Genomic DNA, 21,376 nt, shown 5'->3' with positions numbered 1-21,376 from the left:
GGTCCGCCGGGACGGCGGTGCCTCGCGGAGGCGGGGTGTCGTCACCGGCCTCCCCGGGCGTGCCGGGCGAGGTGGCGCAGGGCCTCGGCGAAGTCCTCGGCCGCCCTGCGCACGGCCGCCGTGTCGTGCAGGCCCGGCCGGTGGTGCCAGGTGAAGGCGAGCCGGCCGTGCTGCACCGCGCCCACCACCTCCACGGGGTGCGAGCCGTGGTCCCTCGGGTCGTGGTCCTGTCCGAAGGAGCCGTGTTCGGCGCGGATCAGGCCGCCGTCCGCCGTTTCGGGGCGGGCGTCCCACTGGCCGAGGTAGTTGAACACCACCTGGCTGTGGGCCTGGGCGCCGAGGCGTTCGCGGACCTCGGGCGGGCCGAAGGTGCGCAGGGCGCCGTAGCCGATGCCGTTGCCGGGCACGGCGCGCAGCTGGCGGCGGACCGACTTCACCAGGGACCGCCAGTCGCGGTCCGGGCCGAGGTTGCCTGGATCGGGCACCTGTACGGCGACCGGGTAGACGGTGGTGAACCAGCCGACGGTGCGCGAGAGGTCGACGCCGTCGAGCAGGTCCTCCCTGCCGTGGCCCTCCAGGTCCAGGCGTACCCGGTCGTGGCCGGTCCAGCGGGCCAGCGCGAGGGCGAGAGCGGCGAGCAGTACGTCGTTGACCCGGGTGCGGTAGGCGGTGGGCGCGGAGCGCAGCAGGGCCGTGGTGTCGTCCTCGTCCAGCTCCACGCTCACCGTGGCGGCCGGTGCGTCCCCGGTCGCGGCGGCCGGGTCCGCGGCGGCCGGGTCCGCGGCGGCCGGGTCCGCGGCGGCGGGCTCGGCGCCCACCGTCCGCTCCCAGTGCGACAGTTCGTGGTCGAGACCGCCCTCGGCGACGTGTGCGGCCAGGCGGCGGGACCATTCACGGAAGCTGGTGCCGCGCTCGCCGAGCGCGACCGGATCGCCTTGGACGGCCTGTCGGTAGGCGGTCTCCAGGTCGTCGCGCAGGACGCGCCAGGAGACGGCGTCCACCACCAGGTGGTGGGCGACGAGCAGGAGGTACGCGGGCCGGTCCGGGTCCCCGGTGAACAGGGCCGCCCGCAGTTGCGGGCCGCCGGCCAGGTCGAAGCTCGCGTGAAGCTCGTCGGCGGCCTTCGCCATCGCCGCGTCGGCGCCCCCGGCAGACAGACCGGTCAGGTCGTGCCGTACGAGGATGTCGGCGCCGCCGCCCTCGACGGGCGGCGGGTTGAACTGCCGCCAGCCGTGCTCGCCTTGGGTGAAGCGCATGCGCAGGGCGTCGTGGTGCTCGAGCAGGGCGTCGAGCGCGGTGCTCAGCGCCTGCGGGTCGGGGTGGTCGTCGAGTTCGAGGAGCGCCGACTGGTTGAAGTGGTGGTGGGCGGTACGGGGTGTGGTCAGGAACCACTCCTGGATCGGGGTGAGCGGCACCTCGCCGGTCACCGGGCCGTCGGCGGAGCGGCGGGGCGCGGTGCGGACCACGGTGGCGAGTTCGGCGACGGTCTGGTGCATGAACAGGTCCCGGGTCGCCACGTGCAGTCCGTCGCGGCGCAGCCGGGAGACGACCTGCATGCTCAGGATGGAGTCGCCGCCGAGCGCGAAGAAGTTGTCGTCGGCGCCGACCTCGTCGATGCCGAGCACGTCGGCCCAGATGCGGGCGATACGGCGTTCGGTGTCGGTGCGCGGCGCGGTCCTCGGTCCGTCCACGGCCTGGGTCGGCCCGGGTGCGGGCAGGGCCCGCCGGTCAATCTTGCCGTTCGGGGTGAGCGGCAGCCGGTCGAGCGGCACGAAGACGGACGGCACCATGTGCGGGGGCAGCGACTTGGCGAGATGCAGGCGGAGTTCTCCGAGGGGCAGCGCGGTCGGCCCGGGCGGTTCGGTGCCTGAGGGGTCGGTTGCGGGGGGTTCGGTGCCGGGGGCGCCGGCTGCGGGGGGTTCGGTGCCGGGGGCGCCGGCCGCGCGGGGCTCCGTGCCGGGGGCGTCGGCTGCGGGTGGTTCGATGCCCGTGGAGCTGACCCCGGTCGGTTCCGCGCCCGGGGAGCCGGTCCCGGACGGCTCTGTGCCCGCGGAGCAAGCCTCGGTCGACTCCGTGCCCGAGGAGCCGGTCCCAGACGGTTCCGCGCCGAGGGCGCCGGTTTCGGACGGCTCGGGGCCCGTGGAACCGGCCTCGGACGGCTCGGTGCCCGAGAGGCCGACCCCGGTCGGTTCCGTACCCGGGGAGCCGACCCCGGTCGGTTCCGTGCCCGAGGAGCCAGCCCCAGCCGGATCCGTGCCCGAGGAACCTGCCCCGGACGCTTCGGGGCGGGCGGCGTCGGAGGTGGACGGCTGTGTTGGTACGACGTAGGCGACGAGCCGGGACGGTGCGTCGGGTCCCTCCCCCTCGCGGACGACCACCACCGCGTCCCGCACCAGCGGGCTGCGCCGCAGCGCGCTCTCGATCTCTCCGGGCTCGATCCGGAAGCCGCGCAGCTTGACCTGGTCGTCGGCGCGGCCCGCGAACCGCAGTCGGCCGTCGGCGGTCCAGCGGACCAGGTCCCCGGTGCGGTACATCCGCTCCCCCGGCGCGCCGAACGGGTCGGGCAGGAACCGCTGGGCGGTGAGTTCCGGCCGGCCCAGGTAGCCGCGGGCGAGGCCGGGCCCCGCGACGTACAGCTCGCCGGTCACGCCGGGCGGTACGGGACGCAGGGCGGCGTCGAGTACGTACACGCGGGTGCTGCCGGACGGGCGGCCGATGGTCGGGGTGCCCGTGCCCGGGGTCAGCGGACCGGTCCAGGTGGCGACGACGGTGGCCTCGGTGGGGCCGTAGGAGTTGACCATGCGGCGGCCGGGGGCCCAGGTGTCGACGAGGTCCGCCGGGCAGGCCTCGGCACCGACGATGAGGGTACGCAGGTGGGGCAGCGCGGCGGCGGTCTCCGGCGGCAGCGTGGCCAGCGCCGCCGGCGGAATCAGCGTATGGCTGACGCGCCGCTCGGCGAGCACCTCCGCCAGCCGCTCCCCCACCAACGGCCCTTCCTCGCCCGTCACAAGCGCGGCCCCGCTGAGCAGCGAGACGCACAGTTCGAGCACGGACGCGTCGAAGCTCGGGGAGGCGAACTGGAGCACCCGGTCGCCGGGGCCCGCCGCGTACTGTTCGGCGGCCGCCTCGGCGAAGGAGGCGAGGCCCCGGTGGGTGACCACGACGCCCTTGGGTGTGCCGGTGGAACCGGAGGTGTAGATGACGTAGGCGGGGTGGGCGGGAGTGAGCGCGGTGGTGCGGTCGGCGTCCGTGAGCGCCGTCTCCGGCCCGGTGGCGGACCACACCTCGGCCGAGTCGTCGAGGACCAGGTGGGCGCCCGCGTCCCGGACCATGAACTCCCGCCGCTGCGGCGGATAATCGGGGTCCACGGGCAGGAAGGCCCCGCCGGCCTTGGCGACGGCGAGTTGCGCCACCACGGCCGTCGCCGAGCGCGGCAGCGCGAGGGCCACGACGCGCTCGGGTCCGACGCCGTCCCGGACGAGCCGGTGGGCCAGCCGGTTGGCGGCCCGGTCCACGTCGGCGTACGTCAGCTCCCGGTCGCCGTCGATCAGCGCCACGGCGTCCGGGGTACGGGCCGCCTGCCGTTCGAACAGGGCGGGCAGGGTGGCTTCGGGCACCGGGCGGAAGGTGCCCCGGCCCTGGAGCAGGAGGTTCTCCCGCTCGTCGTCGGAGGCCAGCGGCAGCGCGCCGAGGGGGCGGCAGGGGTCATCGGCGACGGCGTGCAGCAGGGTGCCGAGCTGTCCCGCCATCCGTTCGGCCGTGGCCGCGTCGAACAGGTCGGTGTTGTAGGTGAGCAGGGCGTGCAGCTCACCGGAGTCGGTCTCGGCGAACTCCAGGGTGAGGTCGAACGCGGCCTGCTCCGACTCCGGTTCTACGTCGGTGACGTCCAGGCCGGGCAGGTCTAGGGCGACGGCCGGGGTGTTCTGGAGGACGACCATGACCTGGAAGAGCGGGCTGCGGCTGGTGTCGCGGACGGGCTGCACCTCGTCCACGACCCGTTCGAACGGCACGTTCTGGTGGGCGAAGGCGTCCAGGACGGTCTGCCGTACGTCGCCGAGGAACGCGGTGAACGGTCGGTCGGCTTCCGCCTGGGAGCGCAGCACCAGGGTGTTGACGAAGAAGCCGACGAGGGCCTGCGTCTCGGGCCGGTCGCGGCCGGCGTTGACGGTGCCGACGGTGATGTCCTCGCTGCCGGAGATCCGGGCGAGGTAGCTCTGGGCGGCGGCCACGAGCGTGGTGAACAGGGTGGTGCCGTGGTCCCGGGCGATCCGGGTGAGCCGCCGGGCGGTCGTGGCGGGCACCACAAGGCGGGTGGTGGCACCGGCGCTGGTGCGCACCGGTGGCCGGGGCCGGTCGGTGGGCAGCTCGAGCGGTGCGGTGTCGGCCAGTTGCTCCTTCCAGTAGGCGAGGTGCTCGGCGGCGTCGGTGTCGCCGGTGGTGCGCTGCCAGTGGGCGTAGTCGGCGTACTGCACCGGCAGCGGCGCCAACTCGGCCGTAGCTGCCCCGAGTTCTGCGCGATAGAAGTGCGCGAGGTCGCCGAGCAGGACGGAGGTGGACCAGCCGTCGGTGACGATGTGGTGCAGGACGAGGGTGAGTACGTGGTCGCCCTCGGCGAGCCGGAGCAGGCCGGCGCGCAGCAGTGGGCCCTCGCGCAGGTCGAAGGGGCGGATACGTTCCTCGGCGAGCAGGCGGCGCACGACGGGTTCCCGCTCGGCCACGCCGAGTCGGGACAGGTCGTGCGCGGGCAGCGGCACGTCGTGGGGCGGGTGGACTCGCTGGATGCCGTGTCCGTCGACGCTGTCGAAGGTGGTGCGCAGCGACTCGTGCCGGGCGACCACGGCGCCGAGGGCGGCGCGCAGCGCGTCGGTGTCGAGGGTGCCGCGCAGCCGCAGGGCGAGCGCGGTGACGTACTCGGCGCCGCCGGGCTCGAACTCGTGCAGGAACCACAGGCGTTGCTGCGCGTGCGACATCGGCGCGACCGCGTCGCGGGCGACCGGAACGAGCGCCGGGCGGCCGGCACCATGCTGCTCGCCGAGGAGGCGGGCCAGGGCGGCCGGTGTCGGATGGGTGAAGACCGCGCGCGGTGTGACGTCCGTGTCGAAGGCCTCGGCGAGGCGGGAGGCGAGCCGGATGCTGAGGATCGAGTCGCCGCCGAGCCGGAAGAAGTCGTCCTCCACACCGGGCGGTTCGCTGCCCAGTACCTCGCCGAAGACGTCCGCCGTGCGGCGCTCCGCTTCGGTGCGGGGTTCGACCCGCTCGCGGCCCGGGACGACGTCCGGCGCGGGCAGGGCGGCCCGGTCGACCTTGCCGTTGCGGCTCAGCGGCAGCGCGGCGAGCGGGACGACGGTGGTGGGGACGAGGTAGTCGGGCAGGGTGCGGGCGGCGAACTCCCGTAGTTCCTCGCCGTCCTGTCCGGCCGGTCCGACGACGTAGGCGACGAGCCGCTTGGCGCCGGGGCGGTCCTCGCGGGCCAGGACGGCCACGTCGGCGACGTCCGGGTGGGCGGCGAGCGCGGCTTCGACCTCGCCGGGCTCCACCCGGAAGCCGCGGATCTTCACCTGGTCGTCGGCGCGGCCGAGGAACTCGACGTTGCCGTCCGGGCGCCGCCGGGCCAGGTCGCCCGTGCGGTACATACGGGTGCCGGGAGGGCCCAGCGGGTCGGCGAGGAAGCGGGCGGCCGTGTCGCCGGGGCGGCCCAGGTAGCCCCGGGCGACGCCTTCGCCGGCCAGGTACAACTCGCCCGGGCAGCCCGGCGGTACGGGCCGCAGCCGGGCGTCGAGGATCAGCGCCCGCATGTCGTCCAGCGGCTGTCCGATGGGGATCGTGTCCGGGACTGCCGCCGGGTCGCTGAGGGCGAAGGAGGTCGCGAAGGTGGTGGCCTCGGTGGGTCCGTAGCCGTCCACGACGGTCAGGCCGGGGCAGGCGTCGAGCACCCGACGCACGGCCTGTGCCGGTACGACGTCGCCGCCGGTCCACACCTGGGCGAGGCCGCGGAAGCAGTCGGGCGCGTCCTGGGCGAGCAGCCGGAACAGCCCGGCGGTCAGCCACAGCGCGGTCAGTCCGCCGTCGGCGACGAGCCGGCGCAGCGAGGCCGCGTCGACACCGCCGCCCGGGGCCACGACCACGCAGCCGCCGTTGAGGAGCGGCGCCCACACCTCGAAGGTGGCGGCGTCGAACGCGACGGGCGAGTGCAGCAGGACCCGGTCGCACACCCCGCCGGCGAACCGACTGTCGGTGCCCAGCGCCGCGACGTCCCGGTGCCGCACCGCGACCGCTTTGGGCAGCCCGGTGGATCCGGAGGTGAACATCACGTAGGCGAGCCGGTCGGGGTCGACGGACGGCGCGGGCTCCGCCCCGGTGGGCTGTGCGAACGGCTCCGTGGCCCCGGTGTCGCGCGCCGCCCGACCGGAACCCGCAGAGGTAAGCGGTTGAGCCCCTGCGGGGCGTGAAGGCGGCGCCTGACGCGCGGAGGTCTCGGGGTCGAACGCCGACGGATCGGGACCCGCAGAAGCCGGAGGCTCCACCCCTGCGGGACCTGCGAGCGGCGCCTGACGCCCAGGCCTCTCGGGGTCGAACGCCGACGAATCGGGACCCGCAGAGGCCGGAGACTCCGCTTCGGCGGGCTGTGACGGTGGTGCCTGACGGACCGTGGGCCCGGGGGCGGGCGTCGCCCCGTCCGCGTCCGGTGCCGCGCTCGCCGCCTGGCCTGACCGCGCGGGCGGTATCGGTTCCTGTACAGCTCCCGTGCCGGGCGTCGGCCGGTCGAAGTCTACGGAGGTCAGCGGCTCCGTCGTCCCGGTGCGGGCCGCCGCCACCTCCGTGGCGGTGAGCCGGTGGGTCGCGCCCGCCTGGGTGAGCAGGGTGCGGCGGCGCTCCTCGGGGGCGCGGGTGTCGATGGGTACGTAGGCGCCGCCGGCCATGAGCACCGCGAGCTGGGCGACGACCAGTTCGGCGGAGCGGTCGAGGAGCAGCGCCACACGGTCCTCGGGAGCCAGTCCGACTGCGCGCAGTTGGTCGGCCAGCGAGCTTGCCCAGTCGTGGAGTTGAGCATACGTCAGGACGTGGCCGCCCTCGTGGACGGCGGGCGCGTCCGGGGTGCGCCGGGCCTGCTCGGTGAACAGGTCGACGGGGCTGCGCGGCGCGGTCCGGCGGGCGGTGGTGTTCCAGGCGGTCAGCAGCTCGCGGTCGGCGGGAGCGAGCACGTCCAGGTCGGCCAGGTCGCTGTCGAACCCCTCGGCGAGGGCGGTGAGCAGTTGGGCCAGCCGGTCCGCGGCGCGTTCCGCGGTGGCGGTGTCGAACAGGTCGGGATCGTAGGCCAGGTCGAAGCCGAGCCGTTCAGCCAGGTGGGCGCGGAGGCACCAGGGGAAGGTGGTGGCGTCGTCGGCGCGCACCTCCTCGACCCGGACGCCGGTGCGTGCCGTCGCCGACTCGTCCACGGGATAGTTCTCGAACACCACCATGCTGTCGAACAGCGCCTCGCCGGAAGGGACTTCGCTCACGGCCTGGATGCGGGGCAGGGCGAGGAAGTCGAAGCGGCGGGCGTCGCTCTGCCGTTCCTGGAGGTCGCGCAGCCACGCCAGCACCGGCCCGGCGGTGACGCGGACCCGCGTCGGCACCGTGTTGATGAACATGCCGATCATGCTCTCGACACCGGGCAGTTCGGCCGGGCGGCCGGAGACGGTGGTGCCGAAGACCACGTTGTCGCGTCCGCCGGAGCGCGCGAGGAGCAGCGCCCAGGCGCCCTCCACCACCGTGTTGACGGTCACTCCGGCGCGGGCGGCGCTCTCCCGCAGCCGCCGCGAGACCCCGGCGTCCAGCTCCTGATGGACGGCCGCGGCGGAGCGGGCGCGGTGGGCTTCGGCGGGCGTGCGGTCGTACGGCAGCGGGGTCCGCGCGGTGAACCCGCCGAGGGCGTCGGCCCAGTGCCGCTCAGCCGCCGTCTCGTCCTGCTCGCGCAGCCAGTGCAGGAAGTCCGCGAAGGGCCGCCGCAGCGGAGGCGCCTGGTCGGGACCGCCGGTGAGCGCGGCGTAGCGTTCGCACACCTCGGTGAGCAGCTGCCCGGTGCTCCAGCCGTCGAGGACGATGTGGTGGGTGGACCAGACAAGGAGCACCTCGTCGCCGGGCAGCGCGACCAGGGTGAGCCGGGTGAGCGGCGCCGTGCCGAGGTCCATCCCGGCGGCGCGGTCCTCGGCGAGCAGCCGTTCGGTGGCCTCGGTGCGCTGGGCTGGGGTGAGCGCACGCCAGTCGAGGTGGCGGACGGGCAGTTCCGCGTGGCGGTGGACGACCTGGACCGGGTGCGGCAGGCCGTGCCAGTGGACGCTGGTGCGCAGGGCCGGGGTGCGGTCGGCGACCTGCTGCCAGGCGACGGCGAAGGCCTGCGGGTCGGCGACGCCGGACAGTCGTACGGCCGTGCGGTCGAAGTAGGCGTGCTCGGTGTCCACGAGGCCGTGGAAGAGCATGCCGGACTGGAGCGGGGTGAGCGGCAGGACGTCCTCGGCGTGCCGGCCGGCGCCGAGGAGCCGGTCGAGCTGCTCCTGGCTCAGTTCGGCGAGGGGGAAGTCGGAGGGTGTGCGGCCGCCCGCCTCGGGGCGGGCGCAGTGCGCCACGATGTCCCGCAGGGCCGTGAGCATGTCCTCGGCGAGCCGCTGGACGGTGGTCTGGTCGTAGACGGCGGCGGGGTACGTCCAGCCGAGTTCGAGCCGGCCTTCCTGGACGACGCCGGTGATGTCCAGCAGGTAGGGCCGGGGCTCGTCGGGGTCGGTGTCCCGGCCGGCCGGAGGCAGGGCGCCGCGCAACAGACCACCGGCGGCATCCGTGTCCCATTGGCCGTGGTAGTTGAAGCCGACCTGCGGGGCCGGGGCCGTGGCGAGCGGGCTGCCGGGTACGAGATGGCGCAGCGCGCCGTGGCTCAGGCCGTGCAGCGGTACCGCGCGCAGCTGTTCCTTCACCGAGCGGAGCGTGTCGTGCCAGCCGTCGTCCGGGGCGACGCGCAGGGCGAGCGGGAACTCGGCGGTGAACCAGCCGACGGTCCGCGACAGGTCCACGTCCGCGAACAGTTCCTCCCGGCCGTGGCCCTCGACGCCGAGCAGGACGGTGTCGCGTCCGCACCAGCGGGCCAGGGTGCGGCCGAGGGCGCTGAGCAGGACGTCGTTGACCTGGGTGCGGTAGGTCGGGGGGACCTCGCGCAGCAGGGCGTCGGTGGTCCGCTCGTCCAGGGTGACCGTGAGGGTGGCGGCGGTGCCGTGGGTGTTCGGGCCGGTTCGGCCCGCGGGCAGGGCGGCCGGTGCCGTGCCGGTGCGTGTCCAGTACGGCAGGTCGGCCTCGAGTGCGCCGGAGCGGGTGTGCCGGTCGAGCCGGGTGGCCCAGTGGCCGTAGGACGTGCCGATAACAGGCAGTTCCACGGGTCGTCCGGCCGCCGCCGCCCGGTGGGCGGTCTCCAGGTCGGCCAGCAGGACGCGCCAGGAGACGCCGTCGATGACCAAGTGGTGCGCCGTGACGACCAGTTGCCCGGGCCGCCCCGGGCCACGGTCGAAGAACAGGATGCGGACGACCCGCCCGGCGGTGGGGTCGAGGGCGGCCTGCGCCTCGTCCGTCAGCCGCTGGACCTCTCCCTCCAGCGCCGCGTCGTCGAGGCCGGCCACGTCGTGCCGGGTGAAGACGCCGTCCGGCGCCTCGGGCAGCACGTCCTGGCGCCAGCCGTCGGCGGTGTGGCGGAACCTGGTGCGCAGGGCGGCGTGGTGGCGTACGAGGGCGTCGGTGGCGGCCCGGAGTGTCATGTCGGTGGCGTCCGGGGCGAGTTCGAGGCGCTGGGTCATGGTGAACCGGAGCCGCTGCCCGGGTGCGCGGCCGTCCAGGTACCAGTGCTGGATCGGGGTGAGCGGCGCCTCGGCCGGCTCCTCGGCCACCTCCCGCCTCGGGGTGGACTCCCGTACGCACAGGGCGAGTTCGGCGACCGTCTGGTGGCGGAAGACGTCCTTGGTGGCGAGGACAAGGCCGGCCTGCCGGGCGCGGGAGACGATCTGGATGCTCAGGATGGAGTCGCCGCCGAGCGCGAAGAAGTTGTCGCGGGCGCCGACGCGTTCGACGCCGAGCACCTCCGCCCAGATCGCGGCAAGACGTTCCTCCGTACCGGCCCGTGGAGCGACGTAGGGCGTTCCGCTGTCGGGCTGCGCGGGCGGGGCGGGCAGGGCGCGCCGGTCCGTCTTGCCGCTGGTGGTGCGCGGGATGCGGGTCAGCGGGACGAAGGCGGCGGGCACCATGTGGTCGGGCAGGGTGCGGCGCAGTGCGAGGCGCAGGGCGTCGGCGGACGGGACGCGGTCGGCGGCGGGCACGACGTATCCGACGAGCATGAGGCGCCCCGCGTTCTCGCGGGCGGCGACCGCGGCGTCGGCGACGTCCGGATGGTCCAGGAGGGCGGCCTCCACCTCGCCGGGTTCGATGCGGAACCCGCGGATCTTGACCTGCTCGTCCACCCGGCCCAGGAACTCAAGGAGCCCGTCCCGGCCCCAGCGGGCCCGGTCGCCGGTGCGGTACATCCGCTCGCCGGGCGCCCCGAACGGGTCGGCGAGGAAGCGGGCGGCGGTGAGTCCTGGCCGGTTCAGATAGCCGCGGGCCACCTGCGCCCCGGCCAGGTACAGCTCGCCGGGCGTGCCGGGCGGCACCGGACTCAGGGCGGCGTCGAGGAGGTAGGCGCGCAGGTTGCCGCCGGGACTGCCGATGACCGGGCGGTCCGGCTGGTCGGCGCAGCGGCCGTAGACGGCGTCGACGGTGGTCTCGGTGGGCCCGTACATGTTGTACACCGCCACGCCGAGGTCCTGTTCGGCGCGTACGAGGTCGCGCCACCCGGCGGGGGGGACGGCCTCGCCGCCGACGAGCAGCAGGCGCGGGCGGTGGCGGTCGGCGGCGAGCAGCCCGGAGGAGGTGAGTTCGCGCAGGTAGGACGGGGTGACGTTGACCAGGTCGAGCCGGTGTTCGGCGACGTGGGCGCAGAATGCGTGCGGGTCCAGGCGTACGTCCTCGTCGATGAGGTGGACCTCGTGGCCGAGGGCGAGGAGCAGCGGTCCTTCCCAGGAGGTGTCGAAGGAGAAGGAGGCGCTGAGCGCGGCCCGCAGCCGCTGCCCGTCGGCGGTGTGCGGGGCGAGCAGGCCCGCGCGGTGGTCATGGCAGAGGTTGACCAGGTGGCGGTGTTCGACGGCGACGCCCTTGGGGCGGCCGGTGGAGCCGGAGGTGTAGATGATGTAGGCGGTGTTCGCCGGCAGCAGGGGCCGGACGCGGTCGGCGTCGGCCGGGTCGTGGGCGGGCAGCCGGTCCCAGGACACCACGTCGAGGTCGGCCAGCAGGGTGTGCGGGCGGGCGTCGGCGAGGAGGAAGTCCTGCCGTTCGGCGGGGAGTTCGGGGTCCAGGCAGAGCAGGGTGGCGCCCGCCTTGAGGACGGCGAGCACGGCCACCATCAGGTCACTGGTGCGGGGCAGCCGGACGGCGACCACGTCTTCGGGCCCCGCGCCCTGGGCGATGAGGTGGTGGGCGAGCCGGTTGGCGCGCCGGTTCAGGGCGGCGAAGTCCAGGGTGGTGTCGCGGGCGGCCAGGGCGGTGTGGTCCGGGGTGCGGGTGGCCTGGGCCTCGAACAGGGCGGGGAAGGTGGTGTCCGGCTCGGGCAGGCGGATGCCCTCGCCCTGGCGCAGTACGTGCTGCCGCTCGTCGTCGGTCATCAGCGGCAGCCGGTCCGCGCTCTGCCCCGGGTCCTCGGCGGCGGCCTCAAGCAGGATGCGCAGTCGGGCGGCGAGGCGTTCGGCGGTGTCGGTGTCGAACAGGCCGGTGTTGTACTCCAGGTGGCCGGTGAGTCCGTCCTCACCCTCCACGAAGTCGAAGGCGAGGTCGTACGTCGCGGTGCGCACCGGCGGGGTGACCGGCTCCGCCGTCAGGCCGGGCAGCCGGGGCGGTTCGGCGCCGAGGTTGTGCAGGGCGACCATGACCTGGAACAGCGGGGTGCGGCTGGTGTCCCGTTCGGGTTGGACGGCGTCCACCACGCGCTCGAAGGGCACCTCTTGGTGGGCGAACGCGTCCAGGACGGTGTCGCGCACCTCGGCGAGCAGCTCCCGGAAGGGCACGCCGGGACGGATCCGGGCCCGCAGCACCAGGGTGTTGACGAACATGCCGACCAGGTCATGCAGTTCGGACCGCTCGCGCCCTGCGGTGACGGTGCCGACGGTGACGTCCTCCTGCCCCGCCCACCGGGCGAGCAGGGTCTGGCAGGCCGTCACCAGCGTCATGTAGAGGGTGGCGTCGGCCTCCCGTGCCCGTTCGCGCAGCCGCTCGGTGAGCGCGGCGGGCAGGGTGAAGGTCAGAAGGGCGCCGTCGCGGGTGCGGACGGCCGGGCGCGGCCGGTCGGTGGGCAGTTCCAGCGGGGTCACGCCGTCCAAAGCCTGCCGCCAGTAGGCGAGTTCGGCCTCGGCGCGGTCGGCGCGGGAGCGCTGCCAGGCCGCGTAGTCGCTGTAGCGGACGGGGAGCGCGGGCAGCTCCGGGCGGCGGTCCTCCAGGGCGGCGGCATACAACTCGCCGAGGTCACGGGCCAGTACGCCGATGGACCAGCCGTCGGTGACGATGTGGTGCACGGCCAGGACGAGGACGTGCTCGTCGGGGGTGAAGCGTGCCAGGTGGGCCCGGAGCAGGGGCCCGGTGGCCAGGTCGAAGGGGGCGGCGGCGACCTGACCCACGAGGACGTCCAGAGCGGCGTCGTCCGGCAGGTCCCTCACCGGCAGGTCGACGGGCTGGGGCGGGTGGACGAGCTGCCTGGCCTGGCCGTCGTACTCGGCGAACGTGGTGCGCAGCGCCTCGTGCCGCGCGACCAGGCCGTCCAGGGCGGTACGCAGGGCTGCATGGTCCAGCGGGCCGCGCAGCCGCAGCACGGACAGGGTCGTGAACTCCGTGCTGCCCGGCTCGAACCGGTCGAGGAACCACAGGCGTTGCTGGGCGTACGACAGGGGCGCCGGGGTGTCCGGGGCGGTGGCCGGAATGACGTCGGCGGTGTCCGCGCCGCCCGGTTCACCGAGGGCGGCGGCGAGGTCGCGGAGCGTGGAGTGGGTGAACAGCAGCCGGGGCGAGACGTCCGTGCCGAAGGCGGCGCGCAGCCGGGAGGTGACGCGGACGGCGAGGATGGAGTCGCCGCCGAGGGCGAAGAAGTCGTCGTCGGCGCCGACCTCGTCGGTGTCCAGTACGTCCGCCCACGCGGCGGCGACGAGCCGCTCGGCGGGGGTGCGCGGTACGGTCCGCGTGCCCTCGGCTGCGAAGCCGTCGGGGCCGGGCGCGGGCAGGGCGCGCCGGTCGAGCTTGCCGTTGGCGGTGAGCGGCAGCGCGTCCATCGGCACGTAGGCGGCCGGGATCATGTGCGCGGGCAGCAGCCCTTCGAGGTGCGCGCGGAGTTCGGCGGCGGACGGAGGGGCGGCGGGCTTCCCGGTGCGGGTTGCGGTATCTGTGCCTGCTCCGGTGTGTGTGCCGGTGCCGGTGTCTGCTTCGGTGCCTGCGCCTGTGTCGGTGTCTGCTCCGGTGCGAGCGTCTGTGCCTGCTCCGGTGCTGGTGCCAGCGCCGGTGCTAATACTGGTGCCAGCCGCAGTGCCAGTGCTGGCCCCAGTACCTGGTCCGGCGCCAGTACCGGTGCCAGCGCCTGGTCCGGTGCCGGTGCCGGTGGCTGCTCCCATGCCGGTGCCGGTGCCGGTGGCTGCCCCGGTGCGAGCGCCTGTGCCTGCTCCGGTGCTGGTGCCAGCACCGGTGCTAATACCGGTGCCAGTACCAGTACCAGTACTAGTGCCAGCGCCGATGTCAGCGCCTGCTCCGATGCCAGTGCCAATTTCGGTCCCAGCGCCAGCGCCGGTCCCAGTACCTGGTCCGGCACCAGTGCCAGTGCCTGCTCCGGTGCCTGACCCTGTGCCGGTGCCAGCGCCTGTCCTGGTGCCGGCGCCAGCCCCATGGCCGGTTCCCGTTCCAGCGTCGGCGTCAGTCCCAGGTCCGATGCCCACGACGTGGGCGACGAGCCGGCGGGTGCCGGCCGCGTCCTCGTATACACCGACGGCGGCCGCGCCGACGCCGGGGTGGCGGTGCAGGGCGGCCTCGATCTCGCCGGGTTCGATGCGGTAGCCGCGGATCTTGACCTGCTGGTCGGCGCGGCCCAGGTACTCCAGGGTGCCGTCGGACCGCCAGCGGGCCTGGTCCCCCGTGCGGTACATGCGCGTGCCCGGCCGACCGAAGGGATCGGCGAGGAAGCGCGTCGCGGTCAGTCCGGGCCGGTTCAGGTAGCCGCGCGCCAACCCCTCACCGGCCACGAACAGTTCGCCCACGGCGCCCGGCGGCACCGGCTGGAGGGTGTCGTCCAGGACGTAGAGCCGCAGGTCGGGTATCCCGGTGCCGATGGGGCTGGCGGCGGCACCGGAGCGGGTGGTCAGGCCGCTGTCCAGGCCCGCGTAGGTGACGTGCACGGTGGTCTCGGTGATGCCGTACATGTTCACCAGGCGGGGCGCGGTGTCCGGGTGGCGGGCGTACCAGTCGGCGAGTCTGCCCACATCCAGTGCCTCGCCGCCGAAGATGACCGTGCGCAGCGCCAACCGGTCGCCGACGTCGCGGAGTTCGGCGTCGGCACGGATCAGCGGGTAGAACGCTGACGGTGTCTGGTTGAGGACGGTGACCCGCTCGTCGGCGAGCAGGCGCAGGAAGTCCTCCGGCGAGCGGGCGGTGTCCTCGGGGACGATCACGAGCCGGCCGCCGTGCAGCAGCGGCCCCCACAGCTCCCACACCGAGAAGTCGAACGCGTACGAGTGGAACAGCGTCCACACGTCATCGGCTCCGAAGCCGAACCAGTGCCGGGTGCGGGTGAACAGCCGGATCACGTTGGCGTGCGGGACGACCACGCCCTTGGGGTGGCCGGTGGAACCGGAGGTGTAGATGGCGTAGGCGGGACTGTCGGGCAGCGCGCGACCGGCCGGGCCGGTGGCCGGGCGGCGGGCCAGGTCTGCGCGCACCTCCGGGTCGTCCAGGAGCAGACGGGAGACGTCCGGGTCGGCCACCGTGGTCTGCCGGGTGGTGACCAGCGCGACCGGCCCGGCGTCGGCGAGCATGTGCCGGACGCGCTCCGCGGGCAGCCGGGGATCGATGGGCAGGTACGCGGCGCCGGTCTTGAGGACGGCGAGGACGGCCACGACGAGGTCGGCGGAGCGGGGCAGCGCGAGGGCGACGAACGTCTCGGGCCCGGCGCCCAGTTCGGCGAGGCGGTGGGCGAGACGGCCCGCCCGTGCGTCCAGGGTGGCGTAGTCGAGCCGTTCGTCGCCGCAGGTGAGCGCCTCGGCATCGGGAGTGCGGGCGGCCTGGGCGGCGAACAGCGCGTCCAGCGTGTCGGCGGGCCTGCCCTCCTCGGTGCCGTTCCACTCGGTGAGCAGCCGCCGCCGCTCCTCGGCGGTGGTGAGGGCGAGGGAGCGCACGGGCCGGCCGGGGTCGTCGGCAAGCTCGGTGAGCAGCAGGCAGAGCCGGTCGGCGAGGGCGCGAACGGTCGTGGCGTCGAACAGCACCGGGTCGTAGGCGAGGTCGAACCCGAACCGCTCGCCCTGGTAGGCCCGCAGCACCAACGGGAAGTTGGTGGCGTCGCGTGAGGAGACGTCGGCCAGGCGTATCCCGGTCGTGGCCGAACGCGCCTCGTCGAAGGGGTAGTTCTCGAAGGCCACCATGCTGTCGAAGAGAGCGGAGCCCGCCGGTACGTCGCTCAGCGCGGTCAGCTCGGCGAGGGACACCGCCGCGAACCGCCGTGCCTGCGCCTGTTCCTCCTGGAGGTCCCTCAGCCAGGCGGCAGCGGTACGGCCGCCGTCCACGCGGACGCGGGTGGGCAGGGTGTTGATGAACATGCCCACCATCGACTCGGCGCCGGGCAGGTCGTCGGGCCGCCCGGAGACGGTGGTCCCGAAGAGCACGTCCGGTTCGGCGGCGTAGCGGGACAGCAGCAGCGCCCAGGCGCCCTGCACCACGGTGCCGAGGGTGAGCCCGGCCGACCGGGCGGTGTGGGCGAGGCGGTCGGAGACGTCGTCGGACAGCGCACACGTGTGTACGTCGGCGGACCGGGTCTCGTGACCGGGGCGCCGGACGCGGTCGACGGGCAGCGGGGTGGGGGTCGCGAACCCGTCGAGCACGGTCCGCCAGTGCGCGTGGGCGGCCTCGGTGTCCTGGCCGGCCAGCCAGCGCACGTAGTCGCCGAACGGCCGGCGCGCCGGCGGCCGGGGCTCGGTGCCGGTGGTGAGCGCCGCGTACTCCTCGGAAACCTCGGTGAGCACCTGGGCGAGGCTCCAGCCGTCCAGGATGAGGTGGTGGGAGGTCCACAGCAGGTGCAGCCGGGCATCCGGGAGCCGGACGAGGGTGAGCCGCATCAGGGGTGCCGTGCCGAGGTCGAGGCCACGGGCGAGGTCGTCGCCGCGCAGCCGGTCAAGGCGTTCGGCGCGCTCCACCGCGTCCAGTTCGCGCCAGTCCAGTTGAGTGACGGGCACCTCGACGCGGCGGTGCACGACCTGGAGCGGCACCGGGACGCCCTCCCACACCACCGAGGTGCGCAGGGCAGGAGTGCGGTCGGTGACCCGCTGCCAGGCCAGGGCGAGGGCGTCCGGGTCGCTCACGCCCTCGAGGAGCAGCGCGGCCTGGTCCACGTACACGTCGTCGTCGCCGCCGACCAGCCGGTGGAAGAGCATGCCTTCCTGGAGCGGGGTGAGCGGCAGCAGATCATCGACGTGACAGCCGTCGCGGCCGTCACCGGCGAGCCGGTCCACACCGGCCTGGTCGAGGCGGGCCAGCGGGAAGTCGGAGGGCGTACGTCCGCCCGCGCCGGGTCGGGCGCAGTGCTCGGTGATGGCGGTGAGCGCCCGTGCCATGCCCGTGGCCAGGTCCCGGACGGTGTCCTCGCGGTGCACCTGGTCGCTGTAGTGCCAGGTGATCTCCAGTTCACCGTCGGTCACCAGGGCGGACACGTCGAGGAGGTGGTCCAGCGGCGCGTCGGGGTCCATGTCCCGGCCGGGTACGTCGGCGACGGGCGCGAAGTCGCCGCCGGCGGGCGCCTCCCACTGGCCGTGGTAGGTGAAGCACACGTCGGGCAGGGGCAGTTGACCGAGTGCGCGGGCCTCGGGTCGGGGCGAGCCGAGGTGGCCGAGCGCCTGGTAGCCGAGGCCGCGGCGGGGCACGGCGCGCAGCCGTTCCTTGACGGATTTGAGGGTGGTGCCCCAGTCGTCCGGTCCGGCCGGGGTGAGGGTGACGGGGTACTGGGTGGTGAACCAGCCGACCGTACGGGACAGGTCGGCACCCTCGTCCAGTTCCTCTTCCCGGCCGTGACCCTCCAGGGCGACGGTCACCCGGTCGGCGCCCGTCCAGTCGGCGAGCACCCGGCCGAGCGCGCTGAGCAGCACGTCGTTGACCTGGGTGCGGTACGCGCCCGGCACCCGTCGCAGCAGGGCCTCGGTGGTGTCCCGGTCCACGCGCGTACGGACGGTGCGCACGGATCCGGCGAGCGGGGTGCCGGGCAGGTCGACGGGGAGCGGGGTGCGCGGCGCCTGCACCTCCTGCGTCCAGTGGGGCAGGTCGTCGTCGAGGCCGCCGGCCTGGACCCGTTCGGTCAGGGTCCGCGCCCAGTCGGCGAAGGGGGTGTGCTCGGGCTCCGGGAGGGGGTCCTCACCGGCCGCCGCCTGCCGGTATGCGTGTTCGAGGTCGGTGAGCAGTACGCGCCAGGAGACGCTGTCGACCGCCAAGTGGTGGGCGGTGAGGAACAGTTGCGGCCGTTCCCCGCCGCCCAGCAGGGCAGCGCGCAGCAGGGCCCCGGTCGCCGGGTCCAGGGCGGCGCGGGCCGCTTCGGCGGCCTCGGCGGGCGGGGTTCCGGGGTCATGGCGGGTGAGCAGGCCGGTCGCCGGGCCGGTGCCGGGGTGCTGCCGCCAGGCGCCGTCGGCGGAGGTGAAGCGGGTGCGCAGGGCCGGGTGTTGGGCCACCACGGCGTGCAGCGCCCGGTCCAGGGCCTGTTCGTCGAGGTCGTACGGCAGGTCGAGCAGCATCGACATGGCGAAGTGCCGCAGCGGCCCATGGGTAGCGAAGAACCACTCCTGGACGGGGGTGAGCGGGGCGGGCCCGTCCTCGTGCGGGCGGCGCGGCGCGGGCACGGCGGTGGTGCGGCGGGACGCGGCGGCGGCCAGGTCGGCGACCGTCTGGTGGCGGAAGACGTCCTGCGAGCCGATGTGCAGGCCCGCGGCGCGGGCGCGGGAGACGGCCTGGATGCTCAGGATCGAGTCGCCGCCCAGCTCGAAGAAGTTGTCCGTGACACCCACCCGGGCGAGCCCGAGTACCTCGGCCCAGATACCGGCCAGGGTCTCCTCGTCGGGTGTGCGCGGGGCGATGCACTCCCGCTCCTCTGCGGTGTTTTCCGGCGTCGGCAGGGCGCGGCGGTCCAGCTTGCCGCTGGTGGTCAGCGGCAGCGCGTCAAGGGAGGTGAAGGAGGACGGCACCAGGGCGTCGGGCAGCACCTCGCGCAGGGCCGCCCGCAGGTCGGCGGGGGCGGGCCGGGGCGCGCCGGGTGCCGGGACGACGTAGGCGGCGAGACGTGCGTGGCCGTGCGGGTCGGGCAGGGCGACGACCGCGGCTGCGGTGACGGCGGGCAGCGCGAGCAGGGCGGCCTCGATCTCGCCGGGCTCGATGCGGTGGCCGCGCACCTTGACCTGGTCGTCGGCGCGCCCGAGGTAGTCCAGGCGGCCGTCGGCGGTCCAGCGGGCCAGGTCGCCGGTGCGGTACATCCGCTCCCCTGGCCCGCCGAACGGGTCGGGCAGGAAGCGGGCGGCGGTCAGCCCCGGCCTTCCGGCGTAACCGCGGGCGAGCTGTGCGCCCGCGAGGTACAGCTCGCCGCCGACGCCGGGTGGCACCGGCCGGAGCCGGTCGTCGAGTACGTACGCCCGGACTCCGGGCAGCGGGCGGCCCACCAGCGGGCGGTCTCCGCCGTCGATACGGCAGGACAGCGCGTCGACCGTGCACTCGGTGGGGCCGTAGAAGTTGTGGGCGGTCACGTCCGGGTGGGCGGCCAGCTCGCGCCAGAGCGCGGGGCCGATCGCCTCCCCGCCGAGCATGAGGACGCGGGGGTGGTGCCGGGGGTCGGTGAGCAGTCCGGCGGGCAGCAGTTGCCGCAGGTAGGACGGGGTGACGTCGAGGAAGTCGATGCGGTGTTCGACGACGTACTCGACCAGCGCGGCCGGGTCCATCCGGGTGGTCTCGTCGACCAGGTGCAGCGGGTGGCCGTCGGCCATGAGGAGAACGCCTTCGAGGGAGGTGTCGAAGGAGAACGACGCGGTGAGCGCGACCCGCAGCGGCCCGCCACCCGCCTCGGCGACGAACCCGGCACGGTGGGCGGCCAGCAGGTGCACGGCCGCACGGTGGGCGACGGCGACGCCCTTGGGGCGGCCGGTGGAGCCGGAGGTGTAGATGACGTACGCGGTGTGGTCCGCCAGTAGGGGGGCGTGTCGGTCGGTGTTGGTGGGGTCGACGTCCGGGGCGGCCATAGGCACGGCACGCAGAGCCGACTCGTCCAGGACCAGGGCCGGGCGGGCGTCGTCCAGCAGGTAGCGGATCCGTTCCTCGGGCAGGGCCGGGTCCAGTGGGAGGTAGCCCGCGCCGGACTTCCAGACGGCGAGGATCGCGACGATCATGTCGGCGGTGCGCGGCAGCCGCAGGGCGACCAGCCGTTCGGGTCCTGCGCCGCGGGCGATCAGGTGGTGGGCGAGCCGGTTGGCGCGGGCGTTGAGCGTGGCGTAGTCGAGGCGTTCGCCGCCCGCGACGAGCGCGAGGGCGTCGGGGGCCTCCGCCACCCGGCGTTCGAACAGCTCGGGGTAAGTGGTGTCCGTGGCGGGGAGCGCGGCGGGGTTCCAGTCGTGGACGAGGCGGCGGGTCTCCTCCTCGGAGAGCAGGGGCAGGCTGCCCAGCGCCCGGTCCGGCTCGGCGCAGGCGCCCTCAAGGAGGCGTAGCAGCTGTCCGGCCATCCGCTCGGCCGTGGCCGCGTCGAACAGGTCGGTGCGGTACTCCAGGAGCCCGGCCAGGCCGTCCCCGTCCGGTACGAACTCGACGCTCAGGTCGAAGGTGGCCGCGTGCCGGGGCACGGTGACCGGGGTGGTGGCGAGTCCGCGCGGGGCGGTCGCGGCCGGCGGGTCGGGGTGCAGCAGGACCAGCACGTCGAACAGCGGGTTGCGGCCGGCCTCGCGGGGCGCGCCCACCGCCTCCACGATCCGTTCGAACGGGGTGTCGCCGTGGGCGAAGGCGTCGCCCACCGTCTCGGCCGCTCGGGCGAGGAGTTCGCGGAAGGAACCGGACGCGTCCACGGGGGTGCGCAGCACGACGGTGTTCACGAAGAATCCGACGGTGCGTTCGAGGTCGGTGCGGGAGCGGCCGGGTGTGAGGGAGCCGACGGTGATGTCGTCCTGGCCGGACCAGCGGGCCAGCAGGGCCTGGGCGGCGGCGACCAGGGCGGTGTGCAGGGTGGTGTGCTGCTCCCTCGCGAGGTCGCGCAGGCGCGCGGTCAGGCGGGCCGGGACGGCGAAGGTGCTCACGGCGCCCTCACCCGCCTCCTCGCCGCGCCGCGGCCGGTCCAGGGGCAGCTCGGGCGCGACCGCCCCGGTCAACCGCCCTCTCCAGTGGTCGAGTTCGCCTTCGAGGTGGGCGCCCGAGAGGCGGGCGCGCTGCCACACCGCGAAGTCGGGGTACTGCGTGGCCACCGGCGGCAGGGCGGGTTCGGTGCCATGCGCGAGGGCGTCGTAGGCCGTGCACAGCTCGTCCAGGACGATGCCCATCGACCAGCCGTCCGTGACGATGTGATGAGCCGTCAGCAGCAGGACGTGGGAGGTCGCGGACTCGCGCAGCAGCAGGGCACGGAGCAGCGGGCCGCCCCGCAGGTCGAAGGGCCGGGAGTACTCCGCGAGGAGGTCCTTGTCGAGGTCACCGGCGTCGCGGACCGGCAGCGGCACCGGCCCCGCGGGATGCACGCGCTGCACCGGGCGGCCATCGGTCTCCTCGAAGGTGGTGCGCAGCGCCTCGTGCCGGGCCACGACGGCGGTCAGGGCCGCGCCCAGTGCCTCCTGATCGGGCGCGCCCGTGAGGCGGAGGGCTACCGCGCTGTTGTAGCGGGCGTCGCCGGGCCGCAGCTGGTCCAGGAACCACAGCCGCTGCTGCGCGAAGGAGAGCGGCAGCGGGCGGTCCCGGTCGGCCCGCGGGATGCCCTGCCGGGCGGCCGGAGCGGCACCACCGGCCGCCCGACCGGCGAGCCGCCGCCGCAGCGCTTCCCGCATCTCCTCGGGCAGGGCCTCGGCACGGTCCCGCCGGGAGGGCCGGGAGGGCCGTCGTG

Annotated in this window: 1 protein-coding gene; it reads right to left on the bottom strand. The window is 74.8% G+C overall.

Annotation, left to right across the window (positions count from 1 at the left end; genetic code table 11):
• Positions 1–41 precede the first annotated feature (41 nt).
• Positions 42–21,320: a non-ribosomal peptide synthase/polyketide synthase gene (locus tag KKZ08_RS36295; protein WP_223779334.1), complete on the bottom strand. Its 21,279-nt coding sequence runs from the start codon at positions 21,318–21,320 to the stop codon at positions 42–44.
• Between the last annotated feature and the right edge of the window lie 56 nt (positions 21,321–21,376).

The sequence above is a fragment of the Streptomyces sp. 135 genome, assembly GCF_020026305.1.
Lineage (GTDB): Bacteria > Actinomycetota > Actinomycetes > Streptomycetales > Streptomycetaceae > Streptomyces.
The sequence above is the reverse complement of the archived record's forward strand: the minus strand, read 5'-3'. Positions and strand labels throughout refer to the sequence as shown.

Excerpts from the sequence above, each read along its gene's own strand:
- KKZ08_RS36295 (WP_223779334.1), bottom strand. The coding sequence starts at position 21,320 with ATGCGGGAAGCGCTGCGGCGGCGGCTCGCCGGTCGGGCGGCCGGTGGT.